Origin of the sequence: Burkholderia sp. HMSC10F09 (assembly GCF_001806955.1) — a bacterium.
Taxonomy (GTDB): domain Bacteria; phylum Pseudomonadota; class Gammaproteobacteria; order Burkholderiales; family Burkholderiaceae; genus Burkholderia; species Burkholderia multivorans.
On record NZ_KV786628.1, the window covers coordinates 50006 to 74330 of the forward strand.

At 66.0% G+C, this 24325-nt stretch carries 20 protein-coding genes; 6 read left to right on the forward strand and 14 right to left on the reverse strand.

The window, feature by feature from the left end; genetic code table 11:
- Positions 1–64: 64 nt before the first annotated feature.
- From rpoD to HMPREF3115_RS08665, 5 genes are all read right to left on the reverse strand, one after another.
- Positions 65–2476, reverse strand: coding sequence for an RNA polymerase sigma factor RpoD (gene rpoD, locus HMPREF3115_RS08645; RefSeq protein WP_083302174.1), 2412 nt, complete (start codon positions 2474–2476; stop codon positions 65–67).
- 89 nt (positions 2477–2565) lie between these two features.
- Entirely contained in the window at positions 2566–4431 is a 1866-nt protein-coding gene (gene dnaG / locus HMPREF3115_RS08650; RefSeq protein ID WP_070554118.1) for a DNA primase, read from the reverse strand.
- Between the two features lie 67 nt (positions 4432–4498).
- A complete protein-coding gene (locus HMPREF3115_RS08655; protein WP_006404124.1) occupies positions 4499–4945 on the reverse strand; it encodes a GatB/YqeY domain-containing protein in 447 nt (148 codons plus the stop codon).
- A 172-nt stretch (positions 4946–5117) separates the two neighbouring features.
- Entirely contained in the window at positions 5118–5330 is a 213-nt protein-coding gene (gene rpsU, locus HMPREF3115_RS08660; RefSeq protein WP_004190342.1) for a 30S ribosomal protein S21, read from the reverse strand.
- 75 nt (positions 5331–5405) lie between these two features.
- Entirely contained in the window at positions 5406–6635 is a 1230-nt protein-coding gene (locus HMPREF3115_RS08665; protein ID WP_227747568.1) for a BaiN/RdsA family NAD(P)/FAD-dependent oxidoreductase, read from the reverse strand.
- Between the two features lie 121 nt (positions 6636–6756).
- Between HMPREF3115_RS08665 and tsaD the strand changes: the two genes are divergently transcribed.
- Positions 6757–7797, forward strand: coding sequence for a tRNA (adenosine(37)-N6)-threonylcarbamoyltransferase complex transferase subunit TsaD (gene tsaD / locus HMPREF3115_RS08670; protein ID WP_006404126.1), 1041 nt, complete (start codon positions 6757–6759; stop codon positions 7795–7797).
- Between the two features lie 105 nt (positions 7798–7902).
- Here tsaD and folE2 read toward each other — a convergent pair whose 3' ends face one another.
- From folE2 to HMPREF3115_RS08690, 4 genes are all read right to left on the reverse strand, one after another.
- Positions 7903–8712 carry a GTP cyclohydrolase FolE2 gene (gene folE2, locus HMPREF3115_RS08675; protein WP_035487909.1) on the reverse strand — a complete coding sequence of 270 codons (810 nt, stop codon included), beginning with the start codon at positions 8710–8712 and terminating at the stop codon, positions 7903–7905.
- A gap of 155 nt (positions 8713–8867) precedes the next feature.
- Entirely contained in the window at positions 8868–10772 is a 1905-nt protein-coding gene (gene dxs / locus HMPREF3115_RS08680; protein WP_006399453.1) for a 1-deoxy-D-xylulose-5-phosphate synthase, read from the reverse strand.
- A gap of 82 nt (positions 10773–10854) precedes the next feature.
- Positions 10855–11739 (reverse strand): polyprenyl synthetase family protein, encoded by an 885-nt coding sequence (locus HMPREF3115_RS08685; RefSeq protein ID WP_053298883.1) that lies wholly within the window; start codon positions 11737–11739, stop codon positions 10855–10857.
- A complete protein-coding gene (locus HMPREF3115_RS08690) occupies positions 11736–12017 on the reverse strand; it encodes an exodeoxyribonuclease VII small subunit (RefSeq protein ID WP_006399451.1) in 282 nt (93 codons plus the stop codon). The genes HMPREF3115_RS08685 and HMPREF3115_RS08690 overlap by 4 nt, the downstream gene beginning before the upstream one ends.
- Before the next feature lie 270 nt (positions 12018–12287).
- Here HMPREF3115_RS08690 and HMPREF3115_RS08695 point away from each other — a divergent pair, with 270 nt between their 5' ends.
- Positions 12288–13394 carry an aromatic ring-hydroxylating oxygenase subunit alpha gene (locus tag HMPREF3115_RS08695; RefSeq protein WP_006399450.1) on the forward strand — a complete coding sequence of 369 codons (1107 nt, stop codon included), beginning with the start codon at positions 12288–12290 and terminating at the stop codon, positions 13392–13394.
- A gap of 103 nt (positions 13395–13497) precedes the next feature.
- A complete protein-coding gene (locus HMPREF3115_RS08700; RefSeq protein WP_006404128.1) occupies positions 13498–14367 on the forward strand; it encodes a sulfurtransferase in 870 nt (289 codons plus the stop codon).
- Positions 14368–14422: 55 nt separating this feature from the next.
- On the opposite strand, the gene HMPREF3115_RS08705 is transcribed toward HMPREF3115_RS08700, so the two are convergent.
- From HMPREF3115_RS08705 to polA, 3 genes are all read right to left on the reverse strand, one after another.
- Positions 14423–15298 (reverse strand): dienelactone hydrolase family protein, encoded by an 876-nt coding sequence (locus HMPREF3115_RS08705; RefSeq protein ID WP_070554120.1) that lies wholly within the window; start codon positions 15296–15298, stop codon positions 14423–14425.
- Positions 15299–15526: 228 nt separating this feature from the next.
- Positions 15527–16861, reverse strand: coding sequence for an NAD(P)/FAD-dependent oxidoreductase (locus HMPREF3115_RS08710; RefSeq protein ID WP_006404131.1), 1335 nt, complete (start codon positions 16859–16861; stop codon positions 15527–15529).
- A 282-nt stretch (positions 16862–17143) separates the two neighbouring features.
- Positions 17144–19897, reverse strand: coding sequence for a DNA polymerase I (gene polA / locus HMPREF3115_RS08715; protein ID WP_053298885.1), 2754 nt, complete (start codon positions 19895–19897; stop codon positions 17144–17146).
- Between the two features lies 1 nt (position 19898).
- Between polA and HMPREF3115_RS08720 the strand changes: the two genes are divergently transcribed.
- From HMPREF3115_RS08720 to HMPREF3115_RS08730, 3 genes are all read left to right on the forward strand, one after another.
- Complete coding sequence (locus HMPREF3115_RS08720; RefSeq protein WP_070554122.1) at positions 19899–20657, forward strand: LOG family protein; 759 nt, start codon at positions 19899–19901, stop codon at positions 20655–20657.
- 362 nt (positions 20658–21019) lie between these two features.
- Entirely contained in the window at positions 21020–21289 is a 270-nt protein-coding gene (locus HMPREF3115_RS08725; protein ID WP_006404136.1) for a hypothetical protein, read from the forward strand.
- 249 nt (positions 21290–21538) lie between these two features.
- Positions 21539–22030 carry a 2-thiouracil desulfurase family protein gene (locus tag HMPREF3115_RS08730; protein WP_070554124.1) on the forward strand — a complete coding sequence of 164 codons (492 nt, stop codon included), beginning with the start codon at positions 21539–21541 and terminating at the stop codon, positions 22028–22030.
- A 115-nt stretch (positions 22031–22145) separates the two neighbouring features.
- Here HMPREF3115_RS08730 and HMPREF3115_RS08735 read toward each other — a convergent pair whose 3' ends face one another.
- On the reverse strand, positions 22146–22748 hold the full coding sequence (locus HMPREF3115_RS08735; protein ID WP_006408779.1) for a CHAT domain-containing protein: 603 nt from the start codon (positions 22746–22748) through the stop codon (positions 22146–22148).
- A complete protein-coding gene (locus tag HMPREF3115_RS08740; RefSeq protein WP_006399438.1) occupies positions 22745–24271 on the reverse strand; it encodes an AMP nucleosidase in 1527 nt (508 codons plus the stop codon). The genes HMPREF3115_RS08735 and HMPREF3115_RS08740 overlap by 4 nt, the downstream gene beginning before the upstream one ends.
- Positions 24272–24325: the final 54 nt, after the last annotated feature.

A 24325-nucleotide genomic window follows, 5' to 3' on the forward strand; every position in this document is an offset into this window, starting at 1 on the left:
AAGGGAACAAACGCCACCGGCATCCGATGAATGCCGGCGGCGTTCGACAGGAAGAAGCCGAAAATCAGTTCCCTTCGAGGAACGACTTCAGCTTGTCCGAACGGCTCGGGTGACGCAGCTTGCGCAGCGCCTTGGCCTCGATCTGACGAATCCGCTCGCGCGTGACGTCGAACTGCTTGCCGACTTCCTCGAGCGTGTGATCGGTGCTCATTTCGATACCGAAACGCATCCGCAGCACCTTCGCCTCGCGCGGCGTCAGCGAATCGAGCACGTCCTTCACGACGTCGCGCATGCTCGCATGCAGCGCGGCATCCGCCGGCGCGACCGTGTTGGTGTCCTCGATGAAGTCGCCGAGATGGGAATCGTCGTCGCCGATCGGCGTTTCCATCGAGATCGGCTCCTTCGCGATCTTCATGATCTTGCGGATCTTGTCTTCCGGCATCTCCATCTTCTCGGCCAGCGTCGCCGGATCCGGCTCGAGACCGGTTTCCTGCAGAATCTGCCGCGAGATGCGGTTCATCTTGTTGATCGTCTCGATCATGTGAACCGGAATACGGATCGTGCGCGCCTGGTCCGCGATCGAGCGCGTGATGGCCTGACGAATCCACCACGTCGCATACGTCGAGAACTTGTAGCCGCGACGGTATTCGAACTTGTCCACCGCCTTCATCAGGCCGATGTTGCCTTCCTGGATCAGGTCGAGGAACTGCAGGCCGCGGTTCGTGTACTTCTTCGCGATCGAGATCACGAGACGCAGGTTCGCCTCGGTCATTTCGCGCTTCGCCTGACGCGCCTTCAGTTCGCCGGCCGCCATCTGGCGGTTGGTTTCCTTCAGGTCCTTCAGCGGCAGCACGACGCGCGCCTGCAGATCGAGCAGGCGCTGCTGCTGTTCGCGGATCGCCGGGATGTTGCGCGACAGGATCGCGCTGTACGAATGGCCTTCGGCCGCGATCTTCTCGGCCCAGTCGAGGTCCGTCTCGTTGCCCGGGAAGCGCGCGATGAATTCCGAACGCGGCATCCCGCACTTGTCGACGACGATGTGCAGGATCTGACGCTCGACCTGGCGCACTTCGTCCACCTGCGCACGCAACGTGTCGCACAGGCGCTCGACGGTACGCGCAGTGAAGCGGATCGTCATCAGCTCGCTCTGGATCGTTTCCTGCGCCTTCAGGTAGGACTTCGACTTGTAGCCTTCCTTCTCGAACGCGCGGCGCATCTTGTCGAACCACTCGCTGATCAGCGCGAACTTCTCGAGCGAGGCACGCTTCAGCGCTTCGAGCTGGGCGGCGTTGGCGGTCGCCTGCGCGGCGCCGTCATCGTCCTCCTCTTCCTCTTCTTCCTCTTCCTCTTCGACCTCTTCGTCCTCGTTCTCGATCTCCTCCGCTTCCTTCGCGGAGAAACCGTCCGTGTCGGTGTCCGAAGCGTTCGGATCGAGCAGGCCGTCGACGAGCTCGTCGACGCGAATCTCGTCGTTCGCGACGCGCTCCGCCATCGCGAGGATGTCGGCGATCGTCGTCGGGCATGCGGAGATGGCCATTACCATGTGACGCAGGCCGTCTTCGATACGCTTCGCGATCTCGATTTCACCTTCACGCGTGAGCAGCTCGACGGTGCCCATCTCGCGCATGTACATCCGCACAGGATCGGTCGTGCGGCCGAATTCGGAATCGACGGTGGACAGCGCAACTTCCGCTTCCTCTTCGACTTCGTCGTCCGACGACGCGGCCGGCGCGTTGTCGTTCAGGAGCAGCGTTTCCGCGTCCGGCGCCTGCTCGTAAACCGCCACGCCCATGTCGTTGAACGTGCCGATGATGCCTTCGAGGGCTTCGGTCTCGGTGAAGTTGTCCGGCAGGTGGTCGTTGATTTCGGCGTACGTGAGGAAGCCGCGCTCCTTGCCGAGCTTGATCAGCGCGCGCAGCTTCACGCGGCGCTCTTCGAGCTCCTCGGCCGTGCCGGGCGTGCTCGTCGCGAACGCTTCCTTCAGCAGCGCCTTTTCCTTGGCGCGGCGGTCGCGCGCCTTGGACTTGCCCGGCGCAGCCGCCGCTGCGGGCTGCTCGTCGCTCTGATTTGCGTCGTCATCGACGGATACTTCGTTCAGCTTTTTCGTCATGGAGTTCGCCGTACCGGCTATATCGACTCGCGGCTGCTGGACGACAGCCGGTTGAACCGTGGGTGCATGAGTAGTACGTACTGCCGTTTCGTCCGCCGCGGCAGCCGCGTCCCTTGCGCTTTTCGCACTTGCCCGCTTCGCCGCCGGCTTGGCCGGCCCGGAGTCGGGTCTGGCGGCAGCCCGTGTTCTGGCTGCCGGCGCCGGCGCAGCTTGAGCAGTGCCGGCCGCGGTTTTCTTTCCTGCAGGGGTTGATGTAGCCGAAGACGTCGTCCTGGCGGAAGAAGCAGACTTGGCCGCTGTGACCTTCTTGGTCGGCTCCGTCGAGCCCTTGCCCGTTGCTTTCTTTCCGCCTGTCGTCTTTGCCATCGCGAATCTCGCCTCTGCTTAGAAAACAAACCGCTGGAAACCTTATATTATAGCACGCTGGGGAGCCTCTCTCCTGGCGCCCCGGCTGCCTACAGCCCGAGCCGACGTTTCATGTCGGTTCGCTGCCGGTTCAATTCCGTCAATTCGGCCAATTCCTCGGGGGTGAACGTGGATTGCCGCGCCAGCCGATCGAGCCGGTCGCAGCACGCGTCGTAGCGCATCTTCAGCACGGCCGCCTGCAGTTCCTCCCCGGCGATCCGTTCCTGTTCGCGCTGCCGCTCGGCCACCGCCTCGTCGTCCGGATTCTGTAACAGCAAATCGCGGACGTTTTCATCATAGTCCAGAATTTCGCGGAAAATTTCCTCGTACGTCGCGCTGTTCGGCGACGTACGCAGCACGTCGGACAGCAGCCGGAACTCCGCGCCGTCGCCGAGCGCGCGCGCGTGGTCGACGACTTCCGCAAAGAGTTCGCCGATGCGCGGCAGCGCGCGCAGCGTCGCGACCTGCTCGTCGTCGAGCGCCAGCGCGATACGCGGATGCATGACCAGCGTGCGCAACGCGCGCTTTTCGCTCTCCGTCACGCGCCGGCGATCGCTGCGCGCCGGCGCCTGCCGCGGTGCGGCCGCGATCCGCGCATCGACTTCCGACAGCGCCGCCACTTCCTCGAACGGAATATCGAGGCGATCTGCGATCATGTGCATGATCTGCGCGCGCAACGCATTCGCGGGCAGCGCCTGCAGCAGCGGCTTCGCGTCGAACAGTGCCTTCGCGCGGCCTTCGGGCTGGTCGAGCGCCTTGCCCGCAATTGCTTCGTTCAACAGAAATTGCGACAGCGGCATCGCACGCTCGACCTGGTCCGAGAACGCATCCGCGCCGAACTCGCGCACATAGCTGTCCGGATCGTGCTCGGGCGGCAGAAAAAGGAATCGGATCGTCCGATTGTCCGCCGCGTGCGGCAGGCAAGCCTCCAGCGCGCGCCGCGCGGCGCGCCGGCCGGCCGAATCGCCGTCGAAGCTGAAAATCACCGTATCGGTCTGCCGCAACAGCTTCTGCACGTGAATCGGCGTGCACGCGGTGCCGAGCGTCGCGACCGCATTCGGAAAACCGAGCTGCGCCAGCGCAACGACGTCCATATAACCTTCGACGACCAGCACGTACTTGCGTTCGCGGATCGCGAGCCGCGCCTCGAACAGCCCGTACAGTTCGCTGCCCTTGTTGAACAGCGGCGTTTCGGGCGAGTTCAGATACTTAGGTTCGCCGCTGCCGAGCACGCGGCCGCCGAAGCCGATCACCTGCCCCTTCACGTTGCGGATCGGGAACATGATCCGCTCGCGGAACCGGTCGTAGCGGCGCGCGGCGCCCTGCGCGTCGGTTTTCTCGCTGACGATCACGAGCCCCGACTCGACGAGCGCATCGTCGCGGTAGTCCGGGAACGCGGCCTCGAGGTTCTGCCAGCCGTCCGGCGCGTAGCCGAGCCCGAAGCGCGCGGCGATCTCGCCGGTCAGGCCCCGGTTCTTCAGATACTGGATCGCGGCCGGCGCGCCGCGCAACTGCTTGCGGTAGTAGTCGCACGCGGTCGCCATCACGTCGGAGAGCGCCGTCGCCACCGATTTCGATACGGACGCCGGATAGTCGCCGCCCCCGCCGCCGCCGCGCGTCGACGGCTCGTGCGGCACGGTCAGACCGACCGACTGTGCGAGTTCCTGCACGGCTTCCGGGAACGTCAGCCCCGCGTGTTCCATCAGAAAGCCGATCGCCGTGCCGTGCGCGCCGCAGCCGAAGCAGTGATAGAACTGCTTCGTCGGGCTGACCGTAAACGACGGGCTCTTCTCGTTATGGAACGGGCACAGCCCCATGAAGTTCGCGCCGCCCTTCTTGAGCTGCACGTACCGGCCCACCACGTCGACGATATCGACGCGGTTCAGCAAATCCTGCAGGAACGAATGCGGAATCACCGTGGGATCGAGCGAAAGAGGACGATACGACGCCCGGCGCACGCTGCCGCGCGCCGGATAACGCGACTTACTTCGACAGCGCGGCCTTGACCTGCGCGGACACGGCCGTCATGTCGGCGCGACCCGCGAGCTTGCCCTTCAGCACGCCCATCACCTTGCCCATGTCCTGCGGGCCGGCTGCGCCCGTCTGCGCGACCGCCGCCTGCACTTCGGCAGCCACTTCGGCGTCCGACAGTTGCGCGGGCATATAAGCGCTCAGCACCGTCAGCTCGGCCTGCTCCTTCGCGACGAGGTCGTCGCGGCCGGCGGCCTGGAACTGGCTGATCGAGTCCTTGCGCTGCTTGATCATCTTGTCGATCACGGCCGTGATGCCGGCGTCGTCGAGGGTGACCTGATCGTCGACTTCGCGCTGCTTGATGGCAGCCATCAGCAGGCGGATCGTCGCGAGACGCTCGCTTTCCTTCGCGCGCATCGCGGTCTTCATGTCATCGCTGATCTGCTCTTTCAAACTCATCTTTCACCCGAGATGGAAACGTGGACGCGACGCCCGCCAATGGGCGTCAACACAAAAACCCGCTTGGACAGTGTCTCAAGCGGGTTGCTCGAATCCGGCATCGGCGACTCGCTGCCCGGTCGCGCGGGTTTCGCCGGTGCGCCGCTCGGCCAACCGCGCGGCGCCCAATCGTTCAGTACAGCTTTTTCGGCAGCATCTGGCTGCGGATCCGCTTGTAGTGACGCTTCACCGCCGCAGCCTTCTTGCGCTTGCGCTCGGCCGTCGGCTTCTCGTAGAACTCGCGCGCACGAAGCTCGGTCAGCAGACCGTTCTTCTCGATCGTGCGCTTGAAGCGACGCATGGCAACTTCGAACGGCTCGTTTTCTTTAACGCGAATGATCGTCATGATCCGACACGAATAAAGGTTTGCAGGGAAAGATTAACGAGTATAGCAGAGGCTTTGCACAAAGGCACTAAGACGTCAAGCACCGCGAGCGAACTCCGCGGCGGCCTTGCCGGCGGCCTGCCCGGATGCCCACGCCCACTGGAAGTTGTAGCCGCCGAGCCAGCCCGTCACGTCGACCGCCTCGCCGACGAAGAACAGCCCCGGCACGCGTGCGCTCATCATCGTCGCCGACGACAGCTCGCGCGTATCGACACCGCCCTTCGTCACTTCGGCCTTCTTGTAGCCTTCGGTGCCGTTCGGCGTCAGCGTCCAGCCGGCGAGCGCGTCGCCGATCTGGCGCAGCACCTTGTCGGGCAGATCTGCGAGGCGCGCGTCGGCGGCCACGCGGTGCGTGTCGAGCCACACGTGCGCGAGCCGCGACGGCACCCAGTCCGCGAGCAGCGAGCCGATCTGCCGCTTCGACGTGCGCTTCGCCTCGAGCAGTTCGGCCACGGCGTCGCGCTGCGGCACCAGGTCGATCCGGATCGGCTCGCCGGGGTGCCAGTAGCTCGAAATCTGCAAGATGCCGGGCCCCGACAGCCCGCGATGGGTCAGCAGCAGATCCTCGACGAATTCGCCGCCGCGCTTCTTGTCGCCGGTCGACACGCGCACCTCGAGCGACACGCCGGACAGCGCCGCGAACGGCGCCCAGTCCTGCTGCGCGAACGTCAGCGGCACGAGCGCGGGCCGCGTATCGACGAGCTTGTGGCCGAACTGCTTCGCGAGCCGATAGCCGAAGTCGGTCGCGCCGATCTTCGGGATCGACAGGCCGCCGGTCGCGACGATCAGCGCGCGCGCACGGATCGGGCCCGCCTGCTGCGTGTCGAGCGTGAAGCCGTCGTCTGCGGCGTGACGCACGGCGTCGACGACGACCGGCCGGCGCCATGCGATGCCGCCTGCGTCGCATTCGTGCTTGAGCATGTCGATGATCGCGTCGCTGCCGTGATCGCAGAACAGCTGGCCCTTGTGCTTCTCGTGCCACGTCACGCGATGCTGCTTGAGCAGCGCGAGGAAGTCGCGCGGCGTGTAGCGTGCAAGCGCCGAGCGCGCGAAGTGCGGATTGGCCGACAGATAGTTGTCCGGGCCCGCATGGAGATTCGTGAAGTTGCAGCGGCCGCCGCCCGAGATGCGGATTTTCTCGGCGAGCCGCGGCGCGTGGTCGATCAGCACCACGCGGCGACCGAGCTGCCCGGCCACCGCGGCGCTCATCATGCCGGCCGCGCCCGCGCCGATCACGGCGATGTCGTAAGTTTCCATGGCGCGGATTGTACCCGCCCGGCACCGCGTCCGGGCCCGGCGCGAGCGGCGGCGGGCCCTTGCCTGCTATACTTTCCGGTTACTCGATATTCCTGCGGCGCGCTCGATGCAGCGCGCCGCGCCCGCACCCATGCTCGTTCTCGGCATCGAAAGCTCCTGCGACGAAACCGGTCTCGCGCTCTACGACACGCAGCGCGGCCTGCTCGCGCACGCGCTTCATTCGCAGATCGCGATGCACCGCGACTATGGCGGCGTCGTGCCCGAGCTCGCCTCGCGCGATCACATCCGGCGCGCGCTGCCGCTGCTCGAGGAAGTGATCGCGAAAAGCGGCACGCGCCGTGAAGACATCGACGCGATCGCGTTCACGCAAGGCCCGGGGCTCGCCGGCGCGCTGCTGGTCGGCGCGAGCATCGCGAACGCGCTCGCGCTCGCATGGAACAAGCCGACCGTCGGCATCCACCATCTCGAAGGCCATCTGTTGTCGCCGCTGCTCGTCGCCGAGCCGCCGCCGTTCCCGTTCGTCGCGCTGCTCGTGTCGGGCGGACATACGCAACTGATGCGCGTGACCGACGTCGGCGTGTACGAGACGCTCGGCGAAACGCTCGACGACGCGGCCGGCGAAGCGTTCGACAAGACGGCGAAGCTGATCGGCCTCGGCTATCCGGGCGGCCCGGAAGTATCGAAGCTCGCGGAAACGGGCACGCCGGGCGCCGTCGTGCTGCCGCGCCCAATGCTGCATTCGGGCGATCTCGATTTCAGCTTCAGCGGCTTGAAAACGGCCGTGCTCACGCAGATGAAGAAGTTCGAAGCGGCGCAGTTGTCGGGCGATGCGCTGGCGCGCGCGAAGGCCGATCTCGCACGCGGCTTCGTCGATGCGGCCGTCGACGTGCTCGTCGCCAAATCGCTCGCCGCGCTCAAAAAGACCAATCTGAAGCGGCTTGTCGTCGCGGGCGGCGTGGGCGCGAACCGTCAGTTGCGCGCCGCGTTGTCGGCCGCGGCCGCGAAGCGCGGTTTCGACGTGCACTATCCCGATCTCGCGCTGTGCACCGACAACGGCGCGATGATCGCGCTGGCAGGCGCGCTGCGGCTCGCACGCTGGCCCGACCAGGCCAACGTCGACTATGCATTCACGGTGAAGCCGCGCTGGGATCTCGCGTCGCTCGCACGCTGAAGCGCGCGCCGCACGATTCGCGCACATGAAAAAGGCCGCTGCTGCTGCGGCCTTCTTAATTCGACGCTCGCGCCGCGCCGAAGCGGGCGCGTAGTCGGTCGCGCGTTACGCGGCGTGCCGCTTGTCGCGCTCGATCAGCGCATACGCGCTGTGATTGTGAATCGACTCGAAGTTCTCCGCTTCGAGCACATACGCGACGATGCGTGCGTCCGCATCGAGACGCGCCGCGACGTCGCGCACGAGGTCCTCGACGAACTTCGGATTCTCGTACGCACGCTCGGTGACGAACTTCTCGTCCGGCCGCTTCAGCAGCCCCCACAGCTCGCACGACGCCTCTTCTTCCGCGATGCGGATCAGCGCCTCGACTGGCACGTCGGCCGCGAGTTCGGCGTCGATCGTCACGTGCGAGCGCTGGTTGTGCGCACCGTACTGCGAGATCTTCTTCGAGCACGGGCACAGGCTCGTCACGGGTACGAGCACCTTCAGGAACAGACGGGTCTCGCCGTTGCGGCTTTCGCCTGCGAGCGTCACTTCGTAGTCCAGCAGACTCTGCACGCCCGACACCGGCGCGGTCTTGTTGACGAAGTACGGGAACGTCACTTCGATGCGGCCGGCTTCCGCCTCGAGCTTCTCGAGCATCGACGCGATCATCGCGCGGAAGCGCTCGATCGTCAGCGGCGCGCGGTTCTCCTCGAGCAGCGCGACGAAACGCGACATGTGCGTGCCCTTCTGCTCGGCCGGCAAACGAACGTCGAGATTCCAGACGCCGACCGTCGGCTGCACGTCGCCGCTTTCGGTGAGCACCGTCAACGGATGCCGGACCGCCTTCACGCCCACGCGCTGAATCGGAATCTGACGGGTATCCACCGTGCTCTGCACGTCGGGCATCACGAAGGCGGGATTCATCTGGTTCATCTTGTTCAATCCTTGTAAGCCGCGCGTTCGACGACGCGCACGCCGCATCATGCGGCAGCCGGAAAAGCAACATGGGCCCGCAGGCCCATGTTTTTCCGCATCAATGAAGACCGGTTGCGCCAGTCGCGCCGATGCCGCCCTCGGGCGGCGCCGGCTCAGGCGACGCGCTTTGCCTGACCGGCAACGCCGGTTGCCGGGTTCAGGAAGCGTTCGCGAATCGATTTCGCGATACCCGCGCCGTCGAGGCCGCAGAGCGACAGCAGCTTCGCGGGGTCGCCGTGATCGATGAACTGGTCAGGGAGGCCCAATTGTAGTACGGGTCGGATAACCCCACTCTCCATCAGGGCTTCGACGCAGGCCGAGCCTGCCCCGCCCATCACACAGCCTTCTTCGGCGGTGACGAGGAAGTCGTGCGTCTCCGCGAGCTCGCGCACGAGCGCCGCGTCGAGCGGCTTCACGAAACGCATGTTCGCGACGGTTGCATCGAGCTCTTCGGCCGCCGCGAGCGACGGCGCGACCATCGTACCGAACGCGAGGATCGCGATGCGCTTGCCTTCCGGCTGCGACGTGCGGCGGCGCACCTCGCCCTTGCCGATCGGCAGCTCTGTGAATTCCTTCACCGTCGCGACGCCGGTGCCCGCGCCGCGCGGATAACGGACCGCGGTCGGGTTCGGCTGCTGCAGCGCGGTGTGCAGCATCTGACGGCATTCGTTCTCGTCGGATGCCGCCATGATCGTCATGTTCGGAATGCAGCGCATGAACGCGAGATCGTACGCGCCCGCATGCGTCGCACCGTCGGCGCCGACGAGGCCCGCGCGGTCGATCGCGAACACGACCGGCAGGTTCTGCAGCGCGACGTCGTGGATCAGCTGGTCGTACGCGCGCTGCAGGAACGTCGAATAGATCGCGACGACCGGCTTCAGCCCTTCGGTCGCGAGGCCGCCGGCGAACGTGACCGCGTGCTGTTCAGCGATGCCGACGTCGTAGTAGCGATCTTTGAAGCGCTTCTCGAACTCGACCATGCCGGAGCCTTCGCGCATCGCGGGCGTGATGCCGACGACGCGCGAATCGCGCTCGGCCTCGTCGCACAGCCACTCGCCGAACACCTGCGTGTACGTCTTCTTCGCGGGCGTCGCGGACGGTTTGATGCCTTCGGCCGGATTGAACTTGCCGGGGCCGTGATAGAGCACCGGATCGGCTTCGGCGAGCTTGTAGCCCTGCCCTTTCTTCGTGACGACGTGCAGGAACTGCGGGCCGCGCAGCTCGCGGATGTTCTGCAGCGTGGGGATCAGCGAATCGAGATCGTGACCGTCGATCGGGCCGATGTAGTTGAAGCCGAATTCCTCGAACAGCGTGGCCGGCACGACCATGCCCTTCGCATGCTCCTCGAGCTTGCGCGCGAGTTCGAGCACGGGCGGCGCGACGCTCAGCACGCGCTCGACGCCCGCACGCGCGGCCGCGTAGAAGCGACCCGACATCAGACGCGCGAGATGGCGGTTCAGCGCGCCGACCGGCGGCGAAATCGACATGTCGTTGTCGTTCAGGATCACGAGCAGTTTCGCGTCCTCGGACACGCCGGCGTTGTTCATCGCCTCGAACGCCATGCCGGCCGTCATCGCGCCGTCGCCGATCACGGCGATCGAGAAACGGTCGTCGCCGTTCAGCTGGCTGCCGATCGCCATGCCGAGCGCGGCCGAGATCGACGTGCTCGAATGCGCGGTGCCGAAGGTGTCGTATTCGGATTCGGAGCGGCGCGGGAAGCCCGAGATGCCGCCGAGCTGGCGCAGCGTCGGCATTTCGTCGCGGCGGCCGGTCAGGATCTTGTGCGGGTAGGTCTGGTGCCCCACGTCCCAGACGATGCGATCGTTCGGCGTGTTGAACACGTAGTGCAGCGCGATCGTCAGCTCGACCGTCCCGAGGTTGGACGACAAATGGCCGCCCGTCTTCGACACGCTGTCGAGCACGAACGCACGCAGTTCATCCGCGAGCGGTTGCAGTTGGCGACGATCGAGGCGGCGCAGGTCCGCCGGGTCGTCGATGGTTTTCAGCAAGTCGTACATCGTCGTTCCATTGTAGGAAATCAAACGCGCCCGCATTCTGTTGCACGCACCCGTAGCGTGTGCGCGGCGGCGGGCTTTCGCGTCAGCTGACCCGGTTCACTACCAGGTCGGCAAGTTCGGCGAGACGCTGCGCGCGTGCGCCGAACGGTTTCAGCGCATCGTGCGCTTCAGCGCGCAACTGCGCGGCGAGTTCGCGCGACGCATCGAGGCCGAGGATCGATACGTAGGTCGGCTTGTCGTTCGCCGCGTCCTTGCCGGCCGTCTTGCCGAGCGTCGCCGAATCGGTCGTGACGTCGAGAATGTCGTCGACGACCTGGAAGGCCAGACCCACGGCCCCCGCATAGACGTCGAGTGCAGCCATCGTGTCGGCCGACGGCGTCTCGCCGGCCAGCGCGCCCATCCGCACCGCCGCGCGCAGCAGCGCGCCCGTCTTCATCCGGTGCATCGTTTCGAGCTGCTCGCGCGTCAGCTTGATGCCGACGCTCGCGAGATCGATCGCCTGGCCGCCCGCCATCCCGAGCGAGCCGCTCGCGAGCGCGAGCTCGCGCACGAGCGCCGCCTGCTGCACCGGCGACAGGGCAGCCGCGTCGGTCAGCGCGACGAACGCCTGCGACTGCAGCGCGTCGCCGACCAGCAGGGCGGTCGGCTCGTCGTACTGCACATGCACGGTCGGCTTGCCGCGACGCAGCGCGTCGTCGTCCATGCACGGCATGTCGTCGTGCACGAGCGAGTAGACGTGGATCATCTCCAGCGCCGCCGCCGCCGCATTGCGCGCCGCCTCCGTCGCACCGGTCAGTTCGCCTGCCGCATGGCACAGCAGCGGGCGAACGCGCTTGCCGCCGCCGAGGACCGCATAGCGCATCGCTTCGTGGAGTCGTGCGGGCACCACGGTTTCAGCCGGCAGATAGTGGCCGAGTGCGTCCTCGACGCGGTCTAGCACGGACCGCATCCATTGTTCGAATGTCATAGATCGTCGTCTTCGCCGTCCGTGGCGGCCGCCGGCTTCAGCGTCGCGCCGTCGAGCACGCGAACCTGCTGCTCCACTTTCTCGAGCTGCTGTTGGCAAAACGCAACAAGGGCTGCGCCGCGGCGATACGCCGCCAGCGAATCCTCGAGGCTCAGCGCGCCGCCTTCCATCCGCGCAACCAGCGTCTCGAGCTCCGCAAGCGCTGTCTCGTAATTGTCCGGCAACGGTTCGGCGCCGTTGCCGGGCGGCGTCGCGCCTGGGGATGCGGTTTTCGCCATGGACGAGGGTGTCAAATTTCAAAACAAGTCGGACATTCTACGGCAAAAGAGAATTTTCCGACCTGCGGACTTGGGCGCGCGGGCCGGACTCCGGCCCCGACTTCGGCCCACATTGTGCGCCCGCCCCACGTCGCCGGACAAAAAATTGACACAAATCAGGCACTTAATGCTGGCCTTACGGGGCGAACCGGGTATAATTCTCCGTTTCCCTAAATCGATTTTTCGATGGTTGGGTTGTTCACTGCTTTCACGCTATCACCGGGAGTGGGAATGTCCAATCTGAGCGATGCGCTTCAGTTGAAGTCGGCTCACAGCCAGCTTCCAGTCACTGCATACTTCGATGAGGCGCTGCTTGCGCGCGAGATCGAAACCCTCTTCAAGAAAGGACCGCGTTACGTCGGGCACGAACTGATGGTGCCCGAGGCGGGCGACTATTTTGCGCTGCCGTCCGAGAAGGAAGGCCGCGTGCTCGTGCGCAATCAGGCGAACGAAATCGAGCTGCTGTCGAACGTCTGCCGCCACCGGCAGGCGATCATGCTGAACGGCCGCGGCCATACGCAGAACATCGTGTGCCCGCTGCACCGCTGGACGTACGATCTGGAAGGCCAGCTGCTGGGCGCGCCGCACTTCCCCGACAAGCCGTGCCTGAACCTCGGCAAGACGCCGCTGCAGAACTGGCAGGGGCTGCTGTTCGAGGCCGAAGGCCGCAACGTCGCGCGCGATCTGGCGAACCTCGGCACGAAGCACCACTTCGATTTCTCGGAGTACCAGTTCGATCACGTCGAAGTGCACGAGTGCGATTACAACTGGAAGACGTTCATCGAGGTGTACCTCGAGGATTACCACGTCGTCCCGTTCCACCCGGGCCTCGGCAATTTCGTGTCGTGCGACGATCTGAAATGGGAGTTCGGCGACTGGTACAGCGTGCAGACGGTCGGCGTGCACAACGCGCTGGCGAAGCCGGGCAGCGCGACGTACCGCAAGTGGCACGAACAGGTGCTGAAGTTCCGCGACGGCGTGCCGCCGGAGTTCGGCGCGATCTGGATGGTTTACTATCCGGGCCTGATGATCGAGTGGTATCCGCACGTGCTCGTCGTGTCGTGGCTGATTCCGCGCGGCCCGCAAAAGACGACCAACATCGTCGAGTTCTACTACCCCGAGGAAATCGCGCTGTTCGAACGCGAGTTCGTCGAGGCCGAACGCGCGGCGTACATGGAAACGGCGGTCGAGGACGACGAAATCGCGATGCGGATGGACGCCGGCCGTCGCGCGCTGATGGAGCGCGGCGAGTCGCAGGTCGGCCCGTACCAGAGCCCGATGGAAGACGGCATGCAGCACTTCCACGAGTTCCTGCGCCGCCAGCTCGGCGATCTGTAAGCCGCGCACGCTGCGGCATCCGCATGACGAAAAGACGGGCTTCGGCCCGTCTTTTTTTGTTTAGACTTGGCATATCGGGCCGTTTGCACGCCAGGGAGCCGTCATGCCTCACACTCACTACACCACACTGATTTCCGCGGCCAATCTTGCCGAACGGCTCGCTGCCGCGCCCGGCAGCGTCGCGCTGTTCGACTGCCGCTTCGATCTCGTCGATCCCGATGCGGGCGAAGCCGCGTACGCCGCCGGCCATATCGCCGGCGCGCAATACCTGCATCTCGACCGCGACCTGTCCGGCCGCAAGACCGGCACGAACGGCCGCCATCCGCTGCCGACGCGCGACGCGCTGGCCACGCTGCTCGCGAGCCGCGGGCTGAAACAGGGGCAGCAGGTCGTGGCGTACGACGCGCAAGGCGGCGCCTATGCCGCGCGGCTCTGGTGGCTGCTGCGCTGGCTCGGGCACGATTCGGTCGCGGTGCTCGACGGCGGGCTGCAGGCCTGGCAGGCGGCCGGCCAGCCGCTGACGACGGACGTCCCCAAGCCGGCTCCCGGCGATTTCCGCGCGGCGGCGCCGCTCGAATCGACCGTCGATGCGGCGACGGTACTCGCGAACCTGAGTACGCCGACGCGCGTCGTGATCGACGCACGCGCGCCCGACCGGTATCGCGGAGAAAACGAAACGATCGATCGCGTCGGCGGCCATATCCCGGGCGCGCGCAACCGGTTCTTCAAGGACAACCTGACGGCCGACGGCCGCTTCAAGACGGGCCACGAGCTACGCGAGACGTTCACCGCGCTGCTCGCCGGCACCGAGCCGAACCGCGTGATCCTGCAGTGCGGCTCCGGCGTGACCGCCTGCCACAACGCGCTCGCGATGGAAGTGGCCGGCCTGCATGGCGCGTCGCTGTATCCGGGCTCGTGGAGCGAATGGAGCGCCGATCCGTCGCGGCCGATCGCGACCGGCGCGACACCGTGACGCACGCGCGTACGGCGCGATAGCCAGGCGGCGGCCTCGGCCGCCGCTTCGTCGTTTACATCACGCCGTACTTGTGGAACCACGCGATCGCGCGCTTCCATCCGTCCTCGGCATCGGCCTTCACGTAGCTCGGCCGGTAGTCGGCGAAAAACGCGTGGCCGGCATCCGGATAGACGACGATTTCCGACTCGCGCGCGAGCTTCGAATCGCTCGTCTGGATCGCCTTGCGCATGTCCGCGAGCGACGCCTGCGTGATGTTCGTATCCTTCTCGCCGTACAGCCCGAGCACGGGCACCTTCAGCAACGACGCATGATCGACCGGATTGAACGGCGTCATCTCGTCAGTCTTGCCTTCGACGAAGCCGTACCAGGCGACGGCCGCCCGCACGTGCGGATTGTGCTCGGCGTAGAGCCACGCCTGACGGCCGCCCCAGCAGAACCCCGTCACGCCCACGCGCGTCAGGTCGCCGCCGTTCTTGCCCGCCCATGCGACCGTCGCATCGAGATCCTCGGTGACCTGTCGGTCGGGAACCTTGTTGATGATGTTGTCGTACAGGTCCTTGATCGTCGGATACTTCGACGCGTTGCCCTGCCGCGCGAACAGGTCGGGCGCGATCGCGAGATAGCCGAGCTTCGCGAAGCGGCGGCAGACGTCGGCGATGTGCGCATGCACGCCGAAGATCTCGTGGATCACGATGACGACCGGCAGGTTCGTCTTGTCGACCGGCTGCGCACGATACGCCGGCACGCTTGCGTCGCCGGAGCGGATCTCGACGGTGTCGACGTCGAGGCCGGCGCTGTCGGTCGTGATCGTCTGCGCGGACACCGGCAGCACGGCCGCCGCGAAAGTGCCGCCCAGCGCCGCCTGCATGAACTTGCGGCGCGAGAACGGAACGTGGGGAACCAGGCTGTCGACTTCGGGTTTCAACATGAATGCACTCCTCGATTGGGCGCCGCCGTCACGCCACGGATTCGACGCGACACGGCATCGCACCGTCGCCCGGTGCGAAGATTGCGACGGGTGGCACGCCGCCGCAAACGAAAACCCGCACAAGATGCCCAATAATCCGTTGTCGCGTCAACTGTCCGATATGTAAGACTCGATGACAGACGGCGGCCGCCGCTGCGTCGACCGCCGTGCCGCGCGTGCCGAACGCGTTCAGTGCAGCTTCACGCGCGGCAGCGTCGTGCGACGCAGCCAGTGCGCGACCGTATCGAGGATCATCCGCGGATAGCCGTGCAGCGCCGCGATATGCAGCCGGTACAGCGACATGTACATGAAGCGCGCGAACAGCCCTTCGATCAGCATGTTGCCGCCGATCAGGCCGCCCATCAGGTTGCCGACGGCGCTGAAGTGACCGAGCGAGACGAGCGACCCGAAGTCGCGATACGTGAACTCGGGAAGCGGCCGCCCGTCGAGCCGGCACGCGATCGCTTTCAGCAGAAAGCTCGCCTGCTGATGCGCGGCCTGCGCGCGCGGCGGCACGTTGCGTTCGCTGCCGGGCCACGCGCATGCCGCGCAATCGCCGAGGGCAAAGACGTTGTCGTCGGTAACCGTCTGCAGCGTGCGGCGCACGTCGAGCTGACCGAGCTTGTTGACTTGCAGCCCATCGAGATGCGCGAGTACGGCCGGCGCCTTGATGCCGGCCGCCCAGACCGTGAGATCGGCGCGCACGGCCTTGCCGCTCGCCGTATGCACGGCGCCGGGCGCGACTTCCGTCACGCGCTCGCCGAGCATCAGCCGCACGCCGAGCTTCTCGAGCAGCCCGGCGGTCGCGGACGACACGCGCTCCGGCAGCGCCGGCAGAATGCGCGGCCCCGATTCGATCAGCACGATGCCGACGTCGTGGCGCGGATCGAGCTTGTGCAGCCCGTACACCGACAGCACCTGCGCGGTGTTGCGCAGTTCGGCGGACAGCTCGACGCCCGTCGCGCCGCCGCCGACGATGACGACCTGGATACGCGGCTCGGCCGGCTCGCCGGGTGCAACCGCCGCCGGCGCCTGATGCTCGGCACGCATGCACGCGGCGATCAGCCGCTTGCGGAAGCGTTCGGCCTCGCCGACGGTATCGAGTGCGATCGCATTTTCCGGGGCGCCCTGCACGCCGAAGAAGTGCGTCGTGCTGCCGATCGCGATCACGAGCGTGTCGTATTCGAGTTCGCGGGCGGGCAGCAGCTCGGCGCCGTCGCTGTCGTTGACCGGCGACAGCGTGATGCGCTTCGCGGCACGATTCAGCCCGGCGAGCTCGCCCTGCTGAAACTCGAAGCCATGCCAGCGCGCCTGTGCCGCGTATTCGAGTTCCTGCGTGAACGGGTCCATGCTGCCGGCCGCGACTTCGTGCAGCAGCGGTTTCCAGATGTGGGTCGGATTGCGGTCGACGAGTGTGACGAGTGCGCGCGCGGGACGATTGCCGCGGGCGCCGTAGCGGTCGCCGAGCCGCGTCGCCAGTTCCAGGCCGCCCGCGCCGCCGCCTACGATGATGATCCGATGCATCTGATTCCCCCCTTTGCGATTCGAAACCTGTTGCCGCCGGACGATGCGGGCTTCATCCGTGCACCGTCGCGTCGATTAACCGGTTCGGACATCATCGATGTGCAGTTCGAAGCACCTCGGCGACGCGCGTTCCGGGAACGCGGGACGCGCAGCCCCGCGTCAATGACATGAACGACATGCATTGTCCGGGAGCTTGCGCGTTGACGACAAGCAAACCAGCTCGATATTCGACATCCCTGCAACAATATGCCGCAGAAGGCAGGGATCGCGCACCGGGAATCGTCAGTGCGCCTCCTCCCAGTTCGCACCGGCGCCGACTTCGGCGACCAGCGGCACCTTCAGCTTCGCGACGCCGCACATCATTTCAGGCAGCTTCTCGCGCACCAGCGACAGCTCGTCGTCGGGCACCTCGAGCACCAGTTCGTCGTGCACCTGCATGATCATCCGCGATGCGAGCTTGTCGCGCGTCAGCCAGCCGTCCACGGCGATCATCGACAGCTTGATCAGGTCCGCCGCGGTGCCCTGCATCGGTGCATTGATCGCCGCCCGCTCGGCCGCCTGACGGCGCGGGCCGTTGCCGCCGTTGATTTCCGGCAGCCACAGGCGGCGGCCGAATACCGTTTCGACGTAGCCGCGTTCCTTTGCGCTCGCGCGCGTGTCTTCCATGTACTGCGCGACGCCCGGATAGCGCGCGAAATAGCGGTCGATATAGAGCTTCGCCGCATCGCGCGTGATGCCGAGATTCGACGCGAGACCGAATGCGCTCATCCCGTAGATCAGGCCGAAGTTGATCACCTTCGCGATCCGGCGCTGGTCGGCGTTGACTTCCAGCGGCGTCACGCCGAACACTTCGGCCGCCGTCGCGCGGTGAATGTCCTCGCCCTGCGAGAACGCACGCAGCAGCGAGGCGTCGCCCGAGATGTGCGCCATGATCCGCAGCTCGATCTGCGAATAGTCGGCCGACACGATCCGGTGCCCCGGCGCCGCGATGAAGGCCTCCCGAATGCGCCGGCCTTCGGCCGTCCGCACCGGAATGTTCTGAAGATTGGGATCGTTCGATGCGAGGCGGCCCGTGACCGCGACCGCCTGCGCGTAGTTCGTATGCACGCGGCCGGTCGACGGATTCACCATGCGCGGCAGCTTGTCGGTGTAGGTGGACTTCAGCTTCGACAGCCCGCGGTGCTCGAGCAGCAGCTTCGGCAGCGGATAGTCCTCGGCGAGCTTCTGCAGCACTTCTTCGTCGGTGGACGGCGCGCCGCTCGGCGTTTTTTTCACGACCGGCAATTGCAGTTTCTCGAAGAAGATCTGCCCGATCTGCTTCGGCGAACCGAGATTGAATTCGCCGCCCGCGAGCGCGTAGGCCTGTGCCTCGAGATCGACGAGGCGCGTCGCGATCTCGTTGCTCTGCGCCTGCAGCCGCGCATCGTCGATCAGTACGCCGTTGCGCTCCATCTTGCGCAGCACGAGCGACACCGGCATCTCGATCTCGCGATACACGCGCTCGAGGCCCGGTTCGCGCGCGATCTGCGGATACAGCGCGCGATGCAGCTGCAGCGTGATGTCGGCATCCTCCGCCGCGTACTCGGCCGCCTGTGCAAGCGCGACTTCGTCGAAGCCGATCTGCTTCGCGCCCTTGCCCGCGACATCTTCATACTTGATCGTCTTGACGCCCAGATGACGCAGCGCGAGGCTGTCCATGTCGTGCGTGCGATGCGATTCGAGCACGTACGATTCGAGCAGCGTGTCGTGCTCGATGCCGTTCAGTTCGATCCCGTAGTTGGCGAGCACCTGCGCGTCGTACTTCAGATGCTGGCCGACCTTCTTGCGATCGGGCGATTCGAGCCACGGCTTCAGGCGTGCGAGCACGTCGTCGAGCGGCAGCTGCTCGGGCATGTCGGGGCCGCGATGCGCGACCGGCAGATACGCGGCCTTGCCGGGCTCGACCGCGAACGACAGGCCGACGAGCCGCGCGACCATCGGGTCGAGCGCCGTCGTCTCGGTGTCGAACGCGGTCAGCTCGGCCGCTTCGAGCTTCGCGAACCACGCATCGAATTGTTCCCAGGTCTGGATCGTCTCGTATTCGCGCGGCGTGTCGACGGCGATCACCGGTGCCGGCTCGCCGTCCGGCGCATCGGCGCCGCCGCCTTCCGCGGGCGCGCTGTCGACTTCGCGCAGCCAAGTCTTGAAACCGTAGCGCGCGAAGATGTCGCGCAGCAGATCGCGCGCTTCGCCGTCGCTCTTGAGCGACGCATCGATCGACTCGAGATGCGGCGCGAGATCGCATGCCGTTTCGACCGTGACGAGCTTGCGGCCGAGCGGCAGAAAGTCGAGCGCGCGGCGCAGGTTGTCGCCGACGACGCCCTTGATCTCGCCCGCATGCTCGATCACGCCGTCGAGGCTGCCGTACTGCGTGAGCCATTTCACGGCTGTTTTCGGGCCGCACTTCTCGACGCCCGGCACGTTGTCGACCGTATCGCCGATCAGCGCGAGGTAATCGACGATGCGCTCGGGCGGCACGCCGAACTTCGCGAGCACGCCGTCGCGATCGAGCGTCTCGTTCGTCATCGTGTTGACGAGCGTGACGCGATCGCTGACGAGCTGCGCGAGATCCTTGTCGCCCGTCGACACGATCACGTTCATCCCGCGTCGCTCCGCTTCGCGCGCGAGCGTGCCGATCACGTCGTCGGCCTCGACGCCTTCGACCATCAGCAGCGGCCAGCCGAGCGCGCGCACGGCGCCGTGAATCGGTTCGACCTGCAGCGCGAGATCGGGCGGCATCGACGGGCGGTTTGCCTTATAGTCGGCATAAAGGTCGTCGCGAAACGTCTTGCCCTTTGCATCGAACACGCAAGCGCTATACTCTGCACTGACTTCCTTGCGCATACGGCGCAGCATGTTGATGATTCCGTAGAGCGCTCCGGTCGGCTCCCCGCCAGGGCCACGCAAATCAGGCATCGCATGGTAAGCCCGATACAGATAGCTCGAACCGTCAACCAATAGCAGGGTCTTACCTTCCAGATTTCGTTCTTCAGGCATTATGAACAAGAGAAAAGTGATTCCGAGTCTGCGTTCGCTCGCAGATCAAGAACGCGCGACGGCCAAGAAGGCGCGCGCATCGTGGCAGATGTTCACGATTATGGCAGAGTTTATCGAGGCGACCGAGTACCTGTCGGAGATCCGCCCGGCCGTCAGCATCTACGGTTCTGCCCGTCTGAAGCCCGACACGCCGCACTACAAGCTCGCCGTGCAGATCGCGCGCAAGCTGTCCGACGCCGGCTTCGCCGTCATCTCCGGCGGCGGCCCCGGCATCATGGAAGCCGCGAACAAGGGCGCGCATGCAGGCAAGGCGCCGTCGGTCGGCCTGAACATCGAGCTGCCGCACGAGCAGGCCGGCAACCACTATCAGGACATCTCGCTGCGCTTCCGTCACTTCTTCACGCGCAAGGTCACGTTCGTGAAGAACTCCGACGCGGTGATCGTGATGCCGGGCGGCTTCGGCACGCTCGACGAACTGTCCGAAGTGCTCACGCTGATCCAGACGAAGAAGTCGCGCCTCGTGCCGATCATCCTCGTCGGCAGCGAATTCTGGAAAGGGCTGCTGCAGTGGTTCCGCGATCAGCTCATTCCGATGGGCCTCATCAATCCCGAAGACATGGATCTGATGCAGGTGATCGACGATCCCGACCAGGTGCTCGATGCGGTGCTCGCGTTCTACGAGGACAGCGGCGAAGAGGAAGGTGAAAGCAGCGACGATCATCCGCCGCGCCCCGAAGATGACCGGATGTTCTATCTGTGATTGCAGCGGCCGCCGGCCGCCGGCCGTCGCGCCGGTGCGCCGCGCGCCGTTTTGTAACGCTTCGTTAATCGCGCGCCGCCGCGTGGCGCGCGCGAATGTCAAATCCGCGCCGCGCACACTGCACCGCTCCGCGCAATGCGGCGCATCCGTCGAGCGCCATTGTCAAATCGGGCCGCGCATGCCGTGCGCGGGCCTGCATACCGCGCACAATCCACGGTAACAAACGCCGCTCGCGTTTTGCGTCGCGTCTCTGCACACTGCGTATGTCGGCGTCGGCGATCCCCCCTTGGGGCCGATTCGCAACGCGTGATCGACTCCACTGCGCCGCGCCGACCCTTCAGAACAACATTACGGAACACGCCATGAAACGCTCACTGATCGCCCTTGCCTTCGCCGGCCTCGGCCTTTCGCTGTCCGGTCTCGCCCACGCCGTCAACGTCGACGTCAACATCGGCACGCCCGCGCCGGTCGTCGTTGCACCTGCGCCCGTCGTCGTCGTCGGCTGGCACGGCGACCGCTACTGGGACGGCCATCGCTACTGGGAACGCCGTGAATGGGAAGAGCATCAGCACCGTCATGGCCCGGGCCGCTATCACTGCCCGCCGGGACATGCGAAGAAGGGTGAGTGCTGAACGACTCGGCACGACCTCGGCAGACAAGGCCGCCCGCGCGCTTCGGCGCCGGGCGGCCTTGTCGTTGATGGCGGCGCGTTTCGCCTCACGAGCGTAGCGCCCGCTGCGTCGAACGACATACGCGCTTGCCGACGGGTTCGCCGGCTACGCGTCGATGCGCATGAGCGGGCCTGCCGCCCTCGCACGCGCCCTTGGAAACGCGAGTGGTAGTATCGGCCGCGCAAACGGCCACTCTCCCCTCATCCACTCATGAACAGGATTCTCGTCAGCGCCTGCCTTGCGGGGCTGCCCGTGCGTTACGACGGTTCGGCGAAGACGGTCGCGGATGCGCTGCTGCAAACGTGGCGCGACGAGGGCTGCCTCGTCGTCGTATGCCCCGAGGTCGCCGCCGGCTTCGGCACGCCGCGCCGGCCCGCCGAGATCCCCCTGCATCGCAGCGGCGGCGACGTGTTGGCCGGCGCGGCGTCGATCTGCGACGACGCGGGCACGGACGTCACCGCGATGTTCATCGACGGCGCGCACCACGCGCTCCGTCAGGCAGCCGCGCACGGGTGCCGCTATGCACTGCTCGCGGACGGCAGTCCGTCATGCGGCAGCAGCTTCATCCACGACGGCACCTTCTCGGGAAACCGGCATGCAGGCGTCGGTGTCACTACCGCGCTGCTCGAACGGCATGGCATTCGGGTGTTCGCGCCGTCGCGGCTGGCGGAACTCGCGGCGTTGATCGAGCGCGACGGCTAAGGTCGAAGCGCGCGCTTGCAGGCCTGCACCGGAGCGGGCCGACCGAGCCGGGACACGGCAGTCCACGGCATGGCCTTCTCGTCCCGGTGTCGAGCCGCGACAGCGCAACACGTGGTCAGACCGCTTCTCCGTAACCGACGAACATGAGGCTCTCTTCGTCGTACGCGCGCGCATGCCGTAGCGCTTCGTCGATCGGCAGGCCGCGCGTCAGGATCAGATGGAACAGCCGATGAACGAACAACACGGCGTCCGCACCGTCGGGCAATCCGGTCGGCGCGATATACGCTGTCGCGCCGCCGCCCGCGAACTTACGGCCGAAGTCGGGCGACCCCGTCTCGCACGCGGTGCTGATCACGATCCTGCCCGGCAGTCGAACCTTGCCGCACAACGCCGCAGCAGGCAGCCGCCCGTCCGACAGCAGCGAGGTATCGATGTCCTCCGAATACTCGCCGAACACGATGCCCGACGCGTCGCCGTGACCGCTGAGGATCAGATACCGGCCCGGCGGCGCCGGATCGTTCAGCACGAGCAAGAGGTCCTGCGGTACGACGACCCAATGCAGGCTCACGGACGCACCGAGGCTTTCGAGCAGGCCGCGAATCAGCAGCGCTTCGCCGCTGTCGCCGATCGCGGCCACGCAAACGTGCACGCGCGGAAAGCGGAACTGCTCGTCGATCATGCGCACCGCCGGTCCGTCGACGCCGAACGGTCGTGTCACTGAAACGCCACTTCCGCAAAACTCCTGAGCTTGCGGCTATGCAGCTTGTCGAGCCCGTTCGTCCGCAGGATCTCCATCGCCCTTACGCCGATCTGCAGATGCTGATCGACCTGTGCACGATAGAACTGATCGGCCATGCCCGGCAGTTTCAGCTCGCCGTGCAGCGGCTTGTCCGACACGCACAGCAGCGTCCCGTACGGCACGCGGAAGCGGAAGCCGTTCGCGGCGATCGTCGCGCTTTCCATGTCGAGCGCGATCGCGCGGCTCTGCGACAGACGCTGCACGGGCTCGCGATGATCGCGCAATTCCCAGTTGCGGTTGTCGACGCTCGCGACCGTACCCGTGCGCATCACGCGCTTCAGCTCCGCGCCTTCGAGCTGCGTGACGTCCGCCACCGCGCGCTCGAGCGCGAGCTGCACTTCGGCGAGCGCCGGAATCGGCACCCACAGCGGCAGATCGGCGTCGAGCACGTGATCCTCGCGCACGTAACCGTGTGCGAGCACGTAGTCGCCGAGGCGCTGCGTGTTGCGCAGCCCCGCGCAGTGACCGAGCATCACCCATGCATGCGGCCGCAGCACGGCGATGTGGTCGGTGATCGTCTTCGCGTTCGACGGACCGACACCGATGTTGACCATCGTGATTCCGCTGCCGTCGGCCCGCTTCAGGTGATACGCGGGCATCTGCGGCAGGCGCGGCGGTGCGGCGCCTTCGGCCGCCTCGCTGCCGAGGTTCGCGTTGTACGTAACGACATCGCCCGGCTCGACGAACGCGCTGTACTGGCTGCGATACGCGCGCACGTCGGGATCGTCGCTCTCGGTCATCATCGTGCGGCCGAGCTTCACGAACTCGTCGATATAGAACTGATAGTTCGTGTAGAGCACGTAGTTCTGGAAATGCGTCGGCGACGTCGCGGTGTAGTGGCGCAGCCGATGCAGCGAGAAATCGACGCGCGCGGCAGTAAACAGCGCCAGCGGATGCGGCTCGCCGGGCGCCGGCTCGAACGTGCCGTTCACGATCCGGTCGTCGAGATACGAGAGGTCCGGCGTATCGAAGATGTCGCGCATCGCGAGCAGGCTGTCGCGGTCGAGTTCGCCTTCGAGATGGATGCCTTCCGGAAACGCGAAGTGAACCGGAATCGGCTGCGACGACACGCCGATCTCGATCTTCACGTGGTGGTTCTTCGCCAGCAGACGCAGCTGCTCGCGATAGTAGTTCGCGAAAAGATCCGGGCGCGTGACCGTTGTTTCGAACACGCCGGGGCCCGCGACGAAACCGTACGAGCGCCGCGAGTCGACATTGGTATTCACGTCGGTGCGAATCCGCACGAACGGATAGCACGCGCGCACGTGCTCGGCGATCGTTTCGTGGCGACGATAGCGCGCGAACGCGTCGCGCAGGAAACCGGTGTTGGTGTCGTAGATGGCGGACAGCCGCGCGACGGCGGCGATCGGGTCGTCGAAAGCTTCGACCGGCGGGCTCTCGGGCGTCAGCATCCGGTGCCCGCGGCTCAAATCGTTCTTCATTTTCATCACCTCGTCTGATCCGACGACATTACCACGGAACCCGGTCACGCTCAT